General features: G+C 58.6%; 12 protein-coding genes and 1 tRNA gene. 7 read left to right on the top strand and 6 right to left on the bottom strand.

Annotation, left to right across the window (positions count from 1 at the left end; all coding sequences use genetic code 11):
* The first annotated feature begins 32 nt into the window (after window positions 1-32).
* Together QHC78_RS13930 and QHC78_RS13925 are read left to right on the top strand one after the other, a co-directional pair.
* On the top strand, window positions 33-2,273 hold the full coding sequence (locus QHC78_RS13930; RefSeq protein ID WP_319745500.1) for a hypothetical protein: 2,241 nt from the start codon (window positions 33-35) through the stop codon (window positions 2,271-2,273).
* Window positions 2,274-2,276: 3 nt separating this feature from the next.
* The gene (locus QHC78_RS13925; RefSeq protein ID WP_319745498.1) at window positions 2,277-3,209 is read left to right on the top strand and encodes a glycosyltransferase; all 933 of its coding nucleotides are present in this window, start codon (window positions 2,277-2,279) and stop codon (window positions 3,207-3,209) included.
* A 168-nt stretch (window positions 3,210-3,377) separates the two neighbouring features.
* On the opposite strand, the gene QHC78_RS13920 is transcribed toward QHC78_RS13925, so the two are convergent.
* The 6 genes from QHC78_RS13920 to QHC78_RS13895 form a co-directional block, all read right to left on the bottom strand.
* Window positions 3,378-3,473 carry an integrase core domain-containing protein gene (locus QHC78_RS13920; protein ID WP_319743341.1) on the bottom strand — a complete coding sequence of 32 codons (96 nt, stop codon included), beginning with the start codon at window positions 3,471-3,473 and terminating at the stop codon, window positions 3,378-3,380.
* Window positions 3,470-4,198, bottom strand: a complete 729-nt coding sequence (locus QHC78_RS13915) for a DDE-type integrase/transposase/recombinase (RefSeq protein ID WP_319745496.1) — start codon at window positions 4,196-4,198, stop codon at window positions 3,470-3,472. The genes QHC78_RS13920 and QHC78_RS13915 overlap by 4 nt, the downstream gene beginning before the upstream one ends.
* Window positions 4,195-4,509 carry a DUF1153 domain-containing protein gene (locus QHC78_RS13910; protein ID WP_032955731.1) on the bottom strand — a complete coding sequence of 105 codons (315 nt, stop codon included), beginning with the start codon at window positions 4,507-4,509 and terminating at the stop codon, window positions 4,195-4,197. Before QHC78_RS13910 ends, QHC78_RS13915 begins: the two co-directional genes overlap by 4 nt.
* A 90-nt stretch (window positions 4,510-4,599) precedes the next feature.
* The gene (locus QHC78_RS13905) at window positions 4,600-6,789 is read right to left on the bottom strand and encodes a DNA/RNA helicase domain-containing protein (protein WP_319745479.1); all 2,190 of its coding nucleotides are present in this window, start codon (window positions 6,787-6,789) and stop codon (window positions 4,600-4,602) included.
* The gene (locus tag QHC78_RS13900) at window positions 6,786-7,250 is read right to left on the bottom strand and encodes a nucleotide pyrophosphohydrolase (protein ID WP_319745477.1); all 465 of its coding nucleotides are present in this window, start codon (window positions 7,248-7,250) and stop codon (window positions 6,786-6,788) included. The genes QHC78_RS13905 and QHC78_RS13900 overlap by 4 nt, the downstream gene beginning before the upstream one ends.
* Window positions 7,251-7,273: 23 nt before the next feature.
* Window positions 7,274-7,358: transfer RNA gene (locus QHC78_RS13895), tRNA-Leu, on the bottom strand.
* Between the two features lie 53 nt (window positions 7,359-7,411).
* Between QHC78_RS13895 and QHC78_RS13890 the strand changes: the two genes are divergently transcribed.
* The 5 genes from QHC78_RS13890 (at window position 7,412) to secD (ending at window position 12,509) form a co-directional block, all read left to right on the top strand.
* A complete protein-coding gene (locus QHC78_RS13890; RefSeq protein ID WP_319745634.1) occupies window positions 7,412-7,732 on the top strand; it encodes a peptidylprolyl isomerase in 321 nt (106 codons plus the stop codon).
* 137 nt (window positions 7,733-7,869) lie between these two features.
* Window positions 7,870-8,895, top strand: a complete 1,026-nt coding sequence (gene queA / locus QHC78_RS13885; RefSeq protein WP_319745476.1) for a tRNA preQ1(34) S-adenosylmethionine ribosyltransferase-isomerase QueA — start codon at window positions 7,870-7,872, stop codon at window positions 8,893-8,895.
* A complete protein-coding gene (tgt, locus tag QHC78_RS13880; protein ID WP_319745474.1) occupies window positions 8,892-10,025 on the top strand; it encodes a tRNA guanosine(34) transglycosylase Tgt in 1,134 nt (377 codons plus the stop codon). The genes queA and tgt overlap by 4 nt, the downstream gene beginning before the upstream one ends.
* Before the next feature lie 118 nt (window positions 10,026-10,143).
* Window positions 10,144-10,491 carry a preprotein translocase subunit YajC gene (gene yajC / locus QHC78_RS13875; protein ID WP_319745472.1) on the top strand — a complete coding sequence of 116 codons (348 nt, stop codon included), beginning with the start codon at window positions 10,144-10,146 and terminating at the stop codon, window positions 10,489-10,491.
* Window positions 10,492-10,637: 146 nt separating this feature from the next.
* Window positions 10,638-12,509 carry a protein translocase subunit SecD gene (gene secD, locus QHC78_RS13870; protein ID WP_319745470.1) on the top strand — a complete coding sequence of 624 codons (1,872 nt, stop codon included), beginning with the start codon at window positions 10,638-10,640 and terminating at the stop codon, window positions 12,507-12,509.

Here is a 12,509-nt window from a genome sequence, read left to right as displayed (position 1 = left end):
ATACATTTGTCCCACCTTTAGGAGTAGATAGGATGAGTCGCACGCCTATCACCAACGTAATCGACTTAGTTCGTGAGTGCGTTGTTTTTTTACTGATGGCCGCAACACTTCTGCTGGCGTGGTCAATGGAAGCGGAGGCGGGAACTTACAAGGACGCGGAGGGACGAGCTCACGACTGGAGTGTAACCGCAGATCATGTGATGGAGTGGGATGGCAGACCGTATGTGCCATTTGGCGGAATGTTTACATCTGCGTGGTTGACGCGCCCTACGGTAGCGACGTTTGAGCAGGACAGACGCAGTCTTCAGCAAATCAAGGCAGCGGGCGTAGAAGACCTTTATCTTCATGTTATGAATAAAGGAGCGTCACCGGAGAGTACGCAGAGACTGATTGACGAGTTCGAGAGACTCGGGATTAAGTATGGAATCCAGCCCGCTCACACCTTTACTACCGTAACTGAAGGATATTACATAAATTCGAAGGCTCTCGCGACCAATATAAAAAATCCCGGTAGGGTTGTTGTCACATTGCCCGGCAGTATTCGGCTGACATCCGCGTCCTCTGTCCGATATTTCGTCTTTTCTCGGTCCAATGGTGAGCTGATCGATTCGGGGGAGGTAAGGCCTGATGGAAAGCGTAAACTTGTAGTCGACCTAAAAAATGTGCCTTCCGGCGGAGCGAGGGTGAAATTTTTGCCTGAAATCCGAAGCGGTCGATGGATCGATCCGAATGACGCCACATTGATTAACTGGGTCCAAGATCTCCGCTTGGGGCCCGGGTTTAGATTCTTTCTGGACCCATTTGGAAATGAGTACCGTAGACCAGCTAATTTTCTGCCGAAGTCGAGCGAGTGGAGAAAGTTTTTTTCAAGTTGGCTCTCGCAGCGGTATAGCACCCTCGAAGCACTGAACAAAGCATGGGGAGTTAGCGGAGATCAGCTTTCGTCTTTTGAATCTGCTGCGAAACTGATTCCAATCACTGTGGAGGCGGCGGCCACTGCAGAAGAAGAATGGGGCTCTGCACTTATCGACGGTGAAACGCGCATTGTGAGAGTTGATATGCGGAGGTCCAGGGTGTGGCTTGATATGTCTGAAGCCATTGATGAGAATCTTCAAACTCTTGCCCAAACGGCGATGCAACGGTTAAGACAGGTGGTGGACGTGCCCATCATAGCTAAACGACATCACGAGGCGACTAGGATCTGGATTAGTCGGGAAGAGTCGCGGGGGCTCGACGGTCTGGGGATGGAGAGCTATGGTTCCGGAAAGAAATTAGCCCGATTCAACGGCGCTGCCACTTACGTTGAGGCGCTTCAAAGTGTTCGTCCAACATGGTTGCTAGTGACCGAACATAATCGCGACGCGTGGAACGGAGATTATGTTGGCTACAGGAGCCGTGGGGATATGTACCAACACTTTAATGCCTTGTTAGCTTTAGGAGCAAAGGGAATTTTTGTTTTTGGGCTCAACTTGAAATCCAGTAGTGGCGACTCGCAGTGGACGACGTTTGACCTGAGTAATGATCCACGTCAATTGGAGTGGCTCGGGACGTTTGCGAAGGCCGCTCGTGCCAATTTGGCTTGGTTAAAATACAAGCCCAAAGTCGCCGGAGTTTGGTATCCAGTCCAAAGTTCGGACGCACGTAGTTTTTTAACGGAGAGTCTCCCGGATTACGGCCTCTCTGGTAGTTGGCGAGGGGCCAGCGGTGTAGTAGAAAACTCAGCGGGTGAATGGGTGGTCCCGGTTTTCTATCCAGACCGCTTTGCTCAAGTCTTTTATAGCAGTGCGCTCACACAAAGCCCAATTTTAGGGCAAGAAGCAGCCGTTTTGAAGGCGGTTGGATCAAAGGCAAAGCAAGGTGCAGGCTTTAAATCGCAAGCAACAAGGGGTATCTCGTCATCTGTCGGAGCGGCGGAGGCTCTAGTTAAGACGTCTGTTCAGTCTGTTAACGGGGTAGCGGAAATTGTCCGGTGGGATCGTGAAGACGGTCGAGAGCAAGTTGAGGTTCGATCGCTTGTCGATAGGCCGCTGAAAATAGATATTCGAGCCTCGCAGCCCTTTGTTGTAATAGCTGGCGATGAAGAACACCAGGGACAAAGTACGTCCGGCGGAAGCTATACGTTAGCGGCAGTGGAGTCAGAATCCAAGGAATTTACGCTTAAGAATAGCGCGTTTTCTGCAAACAGGCGGTTTGGTCAAAGGGTAAGCGTATCGGGTAAACCTTTAATATTGGAAGGCAGAGGGATGAATGATCTTCATATTTCGGTGCGCTAAGGTATGATCATGATTTCTATGCCGACGGGGGCGACTCCAAAAATATTGGTCTTGTTGGCGACGCATAATGGGGCTAATTGGTTAGAGGAAATGTTGGTCAGTATCCGATGCCAGATTGGCGTCGACCTAACAATTCTAGTGAGTGATGATGCGTCCTCTGACACAAGTGTTGAAATCCTAAATGCTCATGCCGAAGTAGACCCTAGAATAAAGATCCTCCCTTTTGTTGGTAAATTTGGCGCTGCTGGTCAGAATTTCTTTCGACTGCTGAAAGCTGCAGAAGGCTTTGAATTCGACGCACTGGCATTTGCTGATCAGGATGATATATGGCTGCCTAGAAAGCTTATTCAGCAATATGAATGCATGACAAAGGAAGGGGCCGACGGAGTTTCTTGTGATGTAGCCGCATTTTGGCCGGATGGCGCCATTAAGCATATAGTTAACAGCTTTCCTGTGAAAAGGTATGATTATTACTCTCAGTCAGCAGGTCAGGGATGCACCTACCTCATGAGTAGAAGGGCTTGCGAGTTGTTTTGGAAAGTAGCCCCTGACGTGGATTTGACGCATGTCACTTATCATGACTGGCTTATGTATGCGCTGGTGAGGGGAGCAGGCTTGCACTGGGTCATCATGAACGCTGTACTGGTGATGTATCGACAACACGGATCGAACGTTATAGGGTCAAGGGGCTCCTTTGCTGGCGTAAAGAAGCGTCTGATGTTGGTCCGAAGTGGCTGGTTACGTGAGCAGATGTCTCTGATATCGGGCGTAGTTAGTCGCCTTTCACCTAACCCAGATGCCTTTGCTACTAGTCTCGCAGCGCCCAAGCCAAGTTGGAGGCGGAGGTTCAGCTTGCTGAAACGTGCACATCAATTGAGGCGAGATTTTGCTGGTGCCGTCATGATGACGGTATTTGCAATACTCGGTTGGGTGTAGGTGTATGACAATGAAACTCCGCTGCAGCTATCTTTCGCCTGGTTATACGTCTTAGATGGATTCCCTGTAATGATTCCAGCAGAACTTTGCTCCCATTAAGCAGCTAAAGCGAATGCCTCAGCCACCGACGCCCGCACCAGTGTAATGACCCAGCAGAACCTGCTCAGGTTAAGCGGCTAATGCAAATGCCTCAGCCGGGGTCTTCATGCCAAGCGCCTGGTGCGGGCGTCGGCCGTTGTAAAAGCGTATCCAGTCGCCGATCACGCGGCTGGCGTGTTGGATGGTCTCGAAGCGATGCCGGTGCACGCATGTTCCTTAAGCGTGCGGATCACCCGTTCGATCATGCCGTTCTGCTGAGGGCAGTGCGGCGTGATGAACTCCTGGCGTAAGCCGTAGCTGCGCACAAGGGCGGTGTAGCTGCGAGAGGTAAAAACCAAGCCGTTGTCCGAGCGCAGCAGAAACGGCATCGGCACGCGCCCCAGCGTTCCGAAGCGAGCGATCAGAGCGTGTTCCAGAGCAGCACCCGCCGTGCAGGCCCTACCACTTCGCGACAGGTGCCAGCCAAGCAACTCACGTGTGTGGCAGTCGATCACCAGCGCCAGCGTTGCCCAGCCGTCCCGTCCGGCCCACACGCGACACAGGTCCGTAGACCAGCGTTCATTGGGCATCGTCGCTACCGATGGCAGAGCCTGGATGCGAGGCCTGAACCCGATCGGCCGCTTGCGAACCTGCCAGCCCATCAACTGGAACACGCGCTGCACGGTGTTCTTGTTGAACCCCAGCAGGTGCGCCACCGTCCGGTACCCAAACGACGGCGATTCCTCGATCATCGCCTTGATCGGCACGGCGAACTTGGGATCGACCTTGGGCGCGGACTTCACCGGCTTGTAGTACACCGTACGGCGCGGCACACCGAACCAGCGGCACAACTTGGCGATCGAGACGGTGATACCGTCGGCTTGCAGTCCCTGGCGGATCGTCTCGATCACTTCTCGTCCTCGCCCAGCAGGGACTGCAATTTTTTTCTGGCGCGCAACTCCAGCATCGCCTCACCATAGGCCTCTTGCAGGTCCTTGAGCTGGCGTTCGTACTGTTCGCGCACGTCCTGCGGATTCGCGCGCAGGGCGTTCTCCATACCCCGCTTGCCGTCATCGACCCACTGTTCGACCTCCGACGGCGACAGATCGTACTGGCGGCTTGCCTCAGCCACGGTGGTCTTGCCCTGAATGATGTCCAGCACCAGCGCACTCTTGCGCTTGGCTGTCCAGCGTTTGATGTCTTCTTCCATCTTCGTGCTCAACGTCGTTTCCTTGATTATGACGTGAGCAGGATTTCACTGGGTCAATACAAGATCCGCTTGACCATTCGGCCGCATCAGCAAATCGACCAATTAACCGATCACGCCCAAGAACTCGCCTACCACCCGATAGCGGTGTTCGTCGTCTCCCTTGCGGAGTTCAATTGCGGCCAGCGCCGGATTGGTTGACCGAGGTTTCAATAGAATCTGCAGATTTTCGGTACCGTCTTCGGTGTGCGATTTGAAGCTTTGATACTCCTTGACCGTGTACCGCGAACCGCCATCGCCGTCCTGGGAGTCGGCGCATTCCACCAATACGATTTTCCCATTCCGGCTGCCTCCCGGGTTCAAGCGAAACAGGCAGATGGCCCCATCTGGGATGATCTTATTCATGGATTCGCCTACCACATGGCAGGCAAAAATATTCTTCCCTACCGGCATGCCGTCAGGTACGGGCACCCATTTTTCATGTTGGACGTGCTGAAGCTCGCTGAAGCCACCGGCAGCGGCCCGCAAGTCATAGAGCGGAACCGCATTGACATAGGGTTCCAGCGGTTTCGCAGGGTCGGGAAGCGCGATGACATTGGACTTATAGCTTTCCACGTGCCGCTTCAGGTAACGTCGCAAATTGTCGTCGCATGCGTAGACGAACGTGCCGCGTATGCCTCGCAGCATGATGGTTCGGTAAATATTCAGTATGTATTGTTTAAGTTCATTCGGGTCTTTGATCGCCTGCTTTCCCATTCGGTCATGGTAATTGACACTGTCGATGACGATCTGATCCAGCGTTTCGTCATAGCGAATTTCGCGGCCGAAGATTACCCCGGTGTAGTTCAGGTCATAGCCCTGGGTGGTATGGATGCACCCTACTTCGCCCTCGGCACCCTTTGTGTTGATCCAATCGATATTCGTGCGGTTCCAGCGCAGCCGGATGTCACCGATCTCGATGTCGTATAGGTCGGGGGCGTCTTGGGAAATCCAGCGCCATGAATAGCCGGCCACCAGACGTGCCAAGCCATAGCTACGATTCCTGTGTTCAATCTCCTTAACCATGTCGGACAGTTCGTCAAAGACGAGAAATTCGTACTTTCTTGAGCTGAATTTCTCACCCGCGGGCAGTCGCATGTTCAGCAGATCATCAACAAACTGCACATAGTGCCGCCCCGCGCGGACCCGGAACTGCGAAACCAGCGTCATGACCTTGCTGGCCGGCGAAGACTTGATGTTGTCGAAGTCTGATGCGTTGGCATCAGATGGCTTGATGCTCTGGTCCGGATCGTAGAAGAAAACGGCCTTATCTGATTGGCGGGTGACCCAGTCCACCTCGCTGCACGTATTTTTGTCCAAGCCAAGAGCGGCACAAGCCTTGTCGAAAGCACCGTAATACGCTCCCAGGTTGACGCGTTTGCGCAAGCGGTGTGACTCGTCCACCAAGACGATGTCGTAGTGTCGCTGCGTCAGTTCCGAAGGGCTGATGACCATATCGGAGCGCAAGCCTGCAACATTACGAAAGGCCTTCTTCAACGTGCTACGAAACGAGTTCATTGGCACCACCAAGGCCATGCGCGGGTGTGGGAGGCGCTGCTTAAGTTGCCGCAGAAGCTCCCGCAACTCCTTTTCTTCTTCGGAGAACTCACGCAGATCCAGTTCATCAAGGTCGGAATGCATGAGCTTGAAAAGGAATATCGCCAACACCGACTTGCCGGTTCCAGCCCCGCCTTGCACCACGATATTTTTCAGCCCGGGGTCGACCAAAGACCGCATTATTTCGATCAGGCCTTGTTGCTGATCAGCCGACAGCGATTTGTACGGCGAGTATTTGAAAACATCCGAATTGTCGATGGCCTCGATGGATCTTTGGGCGATCCCGTGCTCGAGCAGTCTGTCCCAGGTCTCTCGAAATATCTTGGAATAGAGTTCATCCCTCTGGTAGTAGTTGTGATCGCTCAGGCCGAGGTTGCCGTTCAACATCCTGAAACGGCCGTCGGCAGACATGTACTTTATGAGGGAGGACTCGATGTCGAGCGTCGCCGACTTGTTGAAGCGTTCGCTGCTGACGAGGTGTACCGTCGTCAGTGATCGTTTTTGGGGGTGTTTGAGATGCGTACCCAGCCGAGCGATCGTGTCGGTAGTCTCGCCGACGTAGGCGCATCGTGTCTTCCCATCGCTGAGAATATAGACAAGCGGCCAGTTGTTCGCTGCGTATGCGTTGGTCTCGATTTCCGTCAGGGTCTCTACGGAGAACCGGTAACGGTTCACTTCGACAAGCTGCGGCTGGGTCATAGCTCGTTGTATTTTTTTGCGGTTCCCTTTGCCTTGTGTACAGGGTACTTCTGTTCGTTCCTTTCGATCTTCTCCAGGACAATCTTCTTTATGTCGAAGTTGTACGCGTCAGACAGCAGCAGCGCGTAAGCCAAGACATCGGCCAGCTCTTCCTTCACCTTTTCGGGGTCGGCAGCTTCAGGGGTCTTCCATAGAAACACCTCCAGCAGTTCGCTGGCCTCAATGCTGAGCGCCAGGGCCAGATCTTTGGGATTGTGGAATTGCTGCCAGTTTCGCTCGTCGCGGAACTGGCGCAGGCGCTGAATGACTTGTTCCATTTCCTGCCTTTCCCGGGTGAGGTTGCCCGAATGGATGATAGACCGCTCCGCGGGGAGTTGCACTTTTGTGCTTGTTCGCGGCGCGTTTGGTTCTGGATGCCTGCCTAGCAAACTTGGAAGGCCAAACAAAAAGCCGCCCTGCATTGCAGTAGCGGCTTTTTCTGTTCTGGTGCCCGGGGCCGGAATCGAACCGGCACGCCTTGCGGCGGGGGATTTTGAGTCCCCTGCGTCTACCAATTTCACCACCCGGGCGGGTTCCGGCTCGATCAGCCGGAAGGAAGGGAAGCCCTAAATTATACCCATAAATTGCGGTACTCTGTCCTTCCCTCAATAAGGAGCATGCCATGGCTCATGCAAGCGCCCGTCACATCCTCGTCTCCACCGAAGCCCAGTGCAATGAATTGAAAGCCGCGATCGAAGGCGGCGCCGATTTCGCCGAGGTGGCACGCCAACACTCGAGCTGCCCTTCCCGTGCGTCGGGCGGCGAGCTGGGCACCTTCGGCCCTGGCCAGATGGTGCCGGAGTTCGACAAGGTGGTGTTCAGCGCCCCGGTCAACGTGGTGCAAGGCCCGGTCAAGACGCAGTTTGGCTATCACCTGGTGGAAGTCACCAGCCGGCAGGACTAAGGCAGGCGGCAGGCCGCCCGTGCATATCGCGCGGGCGGGCTCGCCTCCTCAGGGGCCAGCGGACTCGCTCCGCATGGGGCCCCGGCCGCGGCGGGTTATCATGGCTGGTTTTCCCAGTTTTTTCAAGCCCTTACGCCGTGTCCGAGCTGACTCTCGACGATTTTGACTATCACCTGCCGCCCGAGCTGATCGCGCAGACGCCTGCCGCTCACCGCACCGCCAGCCGCCTGCTGCACCTGGATGCCCAGGGCGGGCTGCATGACCGCGGCTTTGCCGATCTGCCCACGCTGCTGCGCCCGAACGACCTGCTGGTGTTCAACGATACGCGGGTGATCAAGGCGCGCCTGTTTGGCGAAAAGCGCAGCGGCGGCAAGGTGGAGGTGCTGGTCGAGCGCATTGTGGAGCCCGACCGCGCGCTCGTGCACCTGCGTGCCAGCAAGTCGCCCAAGCCGGGCGCGGTGATGCGGCTGGCCGGCGCTTTCGATGTCACGATGCTGGGCCGGGAGGACGACCTGTTCGACCTGCGCTTTCCGGCCCCGGTACTGGAACTGCTGGCGCAGTACGGCCAGACGCCGCTGCCTCCCTATATCACGCACACGCCGGACGCCGGCGACGATACGCGCTACCAGACGGTCTATGCGCGCGAGCCGGGCGCGGTCGCGGCGCCTACGGCCGGGCTGCATTTCGACGAGGCCATGCTTGAGACGCTGAAGGCGCAGGGCATACGCACGGCCTTTGTCACGCTACATGTGGGCGCGGGCACCTTCCTGCCGGTACGGGTGGACAAACTGTCCGAGCACGTGATGCATAGCGAGCTCTATACCCTCCCCCAAGCAACCGCCGATGCCATTGCCCAGGCCCGGGCCGCGGGCGGGCGGGTCATCGCCGTGGGCACGACCAGCGTGCGGGCGCTGGAGTCGGCCGCGGCCGCGCATTTGCCGTTGCGCGAAACGCGCGGGGACACCCGGCTGTTCATCACGCCGGGCTTTGCCTTCCAGGTGGTCGATGCCTTGATCACCAATTTCCACCTGCCCAAGTCGACGCTGATGATGCTGATCTCGGCGTTCGCGGGCATGGAGCCCATCCGCCGTGCCTATGCGCATGCGGTGGCCGAGCGCTACCGCTTCTTCAGCTACGGCGATGCGATGTTTATAGAACGATGAACGGACTCAAATTCGAACTGCTGGCCACGGAAGGCCTGGCGCGCCGCGGGCGCATGACGCTGAACCACGGCGTGGTCGAGACGCCGATCTTCATGCCGGTGGGCACCTATGGCACGGTCAAGGCCATGGCGCCGTACGAGCTGGAGGAGATCGGGGCGCAGATCGTGCTGGGCAATACCTTCCACCTCTGGCTGCGGCCGGGCACGGACATCATGGAGGCCCACGGCGGGCTGCATGGCTTCATGCAGTGGCACAAGCCCATCCTGACGGACTCGGGGGGCTTCCAGGTGTTCAGCCTGGAGGGTCTGCGCAAGATTACCGAGGAAGGGGTGCGCTTCGCTTCGCCCATCGACGGGACGCGGCTGATGTTGACGCCCGAGGAGTCGATGCGCATCCAGCGCAGCCTGAATTCGGATATCGCGATGGTGTTCGACGAATGCACGCCCTACGCGATCGACGGCCGCCCGGCTTCGCTGGACGAGGCCGCCACGTCGATGCGGATGTCGCTGCGCTGGGCGCGCCGCTCGCGCAATGCCTTCGACGCGCTGGAGAACCCGAACGCCTTGTTCGGCATCGTGCAGGGCGGGATGTACGAGTCGCTGCGCGACGAATCCCTGGCCGGGCTGGCGGATATCGGTTTCCACGGCTATGCGATTGGCGGCCTGTCGGTGGGGGAACCCAAGGAAGACATGCTGCGCATCCTGGCCCACGTCGCGCCCCGCCTGCCCCAGGATGCCCCGCGCTACCTGATGGGGGTGGGCACCCCGGAAGACCTGGTCGATGGCGTGGCGAACGGGGTGGACATGTTCGACTGCGTGATGCCGACGCGCAATGCCCGCAACGGCTGGCTCTTTACCCGCTTCGGCGACGTCAAGATCCGCAATGCCCGCTATCGCGACGACACCCGCCCGCTGGATGAAACCTGCGGCTGCTATACGTGTCGAAACTTTTCGCGGGCATATCTGCACCACCTGTTCAGATCGAACGAAATCCTGGGAGCACGGCTCAACACCATTCACAATCTCTACTATTACCTGCACCTGATGCAGGAAATGCGCGATGCCATCGCCGCCGGCCGGTTTGCCGCCTGGCGCGACGATTTCGCCGCCCAGCGGGCCCGCGGCGTCTAGGGCCGCCCTGCCCGCGCGCGATATGGGTTATCCCTAAATGCAGGCCCGGGCCGGCCTGTCGGCGCTGGGCTACAATTTCGAGTTATTTTCGACGCAAGTCATTGATTCTGGAGAAGAAATGCTGACATCCAACGCGCTCGCCAACGTCCTGGCGCAAGCTCCTGCGGCCGGCGGTGAAGGCGCCCTGATGGGCATGCTGCCCATCATCCTGATGTTCGTGATCCTCTATTTCCTGATGATCCGTCCTCAGATGAAGCGCCAGAAGGAACACAAGAACATGGTTGCCGCGCTGGCCAAGGGCGATGAAGTCGTCACGGCAGGCGGCATCCTCGGCAAGGTCTCGCAGGTCAGCGAAACCTATATCTCGATGGAAATCGCCCGCGAAGGCGACAAGCCCGTGGAAGTCCTGGTCCAGAAGACCGCGGTCCAGACCGTTCTGCCCAAGGGCACCATCAAGGCTCTGTAAGCCAGGCATACGCGTCCATGCCGCCCTGGCGGCATGGAGGCTCTGCCGGGGGCGGGCGCTGCGCGCCGGCCCCTTTTTCGCATTCTGCAGCATGGCCCCCAGCGGGCGCCGGCGCGGTGCGCCAGCCTTCCGAGGTTTGATTACCGATGAATCGCTATCCTCTCTGGAAGTACATCATGATCGCCGTGGCGGTCTTGATAGGCTTCATCTACACCTTGCCGAACTTCTTCGGCGAATCCCCCGCCGTCCAGGTCTCGAGCGCGAAGGCGACCGTCAAGGTCGATAACTCGATGACCGAGCGCGTGGCGCAGACTCTGCAGGCTGCCGGCATTTCCCATACCGGGATGTACTTCGAGCAGAACGGCCCGGTCGGCACGGTGCGCGTGCGCCTGGCCTCCACGGACCAGCAGCTGCGCGCCCGGGACCTGCTTGAAAAGAGCCTCAACCCCGATCCCTCGGATCCCAGCTATGTGGTGGCGCTGAACCTGCTGTCGGCCTCGCCCGCCTGGCTGCGTTCGCTGCACGCGCTGCCCATGTACCTGGGCCTGGACCTGCGCGGCGGCGTGCACTTCCTGCTGCAAGTGGACATGAGCGGCGCGCTGACCAAGCGCTACGACGCCATGACCGGCGACGTGCGGACGCTGTTGCGCGACAAGAACATCCGCCACAACGGCATCGACCGCGTGGGCCAGACGATCGAAGTCAAGTTCCGCGACGCCGCCACGCGCGACGCGGCGCGCGACGTGCTGCGCGACGGCCTGCCCGACCTGCAGCTGACCGACCAGGACGCCGGGGACGAGTTCAAGCTTGTGGGCGCCCTGAGCCCGCAGGCCATCAAGACCGCCCAGGACAACGCCCTGCGCCAGAACATCACGACCCTGCACAACCGGATCAATGAACTGGGCGTGGCCGAGCCGGTGATCCAGCAGCAAGGCGCCGACCGCATCGTGGTGCAGCTCCCGGGCGTGCAGGACGTCGCCAAGGCCAAGGACATCCTGGGCCGCACCGCCACGCTGGAGGTACGCCTGGTCGACGACTCGCCCGAAGCGACGAGCGCGCTGGCCAGCGGCACCGTGCCCTTCGGGCTGGAACGCTATACCGACCGCGACGGGCGGCCGGTGCTGGTGCGCCGCCAGGTCATCCTGACCGGCGAGAACCTGCAGGACGCGCAGGCCGGCTTCGACGGCCAGACCCAGCAGCCCGCCGTGCACCTGACGCTGGATTCCAAGGGCGCGCGCATCTTCCGCGACGTCACCCGCGACAACGTGGGCAAGCGCATGGCCATCCTGCTGTTCGAGAAAGGCAAGGGCGAAGTCGTCACCGCGCCGGTCATCCGTACCGAGATCAGCGGCGGCCGCGTCCAGATTTCCGGCAGCATGACCACGGTCGAGGCCAACGATACCGCCCTGCTGCTGCGGGCGGGCTCGCTGGCCGCGCCGATGGAGATCATCGAGGAACGCACCATCGGCCCCAGCCTGGGCGCGGACAACATCCAGAAGGGCTTCCACTCGGTGGTCTACGGCTTTGCCGCCATCGCGGTCTTCATCATCCTGTACTACGGGCTGTTCGGCGTGTTCTCCGTCATCGCGCTGGCGGTCAACCTGCTGCTGCTGATCGCGCTGCTGTCCATGCTGCAGGCCACGCTGACGCTGCCGGGCATTGCCGCCATCGCGCTGACGCTGGGCATGGCGATCGACGCCAACGTGCTGATCAACGAACGGATACGCGAGGAACTGCGTAACGGCGCATCGCCGCAGCAGGCCATACACCTGGGCTTCGAGCGGGCCTGGGGCACCATCCTCGATTCCAACGTGACCACGCTGATCGCCGCGGTGGCGCTGCTGGCCTTCGGTTCGGGTCCGGTACGCGGCTTTGCCATCGTGCACACGATAGGCATCCTGACCTCGATGTTCTCCGCCGTGGTCGTCGCCCGCGCGCTGGCCAACCTCTGGTATGGCCGCCGCAAGAAGCTGACCAAGATATCGATCGGTCAGGTCTGGAAACCCAAAGGGGTCTGA

The organism is Pigmentiphaga sp. (assembly GCF_033795525.1).
In the GTDB taxonomy this organism is placed as follows: domain Bacteria; phylum Pseudomonadota; class Gammaproteobacteria; order Burkholderiales; family Burkholderiaceae_B; genus Pigmentiphaga.
Note: the sequence above shows the minus strand (reverse complement) of the source record. Positions and strands in the feature narration are given on the sequence as shown.

Bases quoted from the DNA above. Each gene is read 5' to 3' on its own strand.
- QHC78_RS13900 (WP_319745477.1), bottom strand. From the start codon at position 7,250: ATGCAGGGCGGCTTTTTGTTTGGCCTTCCAAGTTTGCTAGGCAGGCAT.
- tgt (WP_319745474.1), top strand. From the start codon at position 8,892: ATGAACGGACTCAAATTCGAACTGCTGGCCACGGAAGGCCTGGCGCGC.
- QHC78_RS13905 (WP_319745479.1), bottom strand. From the start codon at position 6,789: ATGACCCAGCCGCAGCTTGTCGAAGTGAACCGTTACCGGTTCTCCGTA.
- QHC78_RS13925 (WP_319745498.1), top strand. From the start codon at position 2,277: ATGATCATGATTTCTATGCCGACGGGGGCGACTCCAAAAATATTGGTC.
- yajC (WP_319745472.1), top strand. From the start codon at position 10,144: ATGCTGACATCCAACGCGCTCGCCAACGTCCTGGCGCAAGCTCCTGCG.
- QHC78_RS13930 (WP_319745500.1), top strand. From the start codon at position 33: ATGAGTCGCACGCCTATCACCAACGTAATCGACTTAGTTCGTGAGTGC.
- secD (WP_319745470.1), top strand. From the start codon at position 10,638: ATGAATCGCTATCCTCTCTGGAAGTACATCATGATCGCCGTGGCGGTC.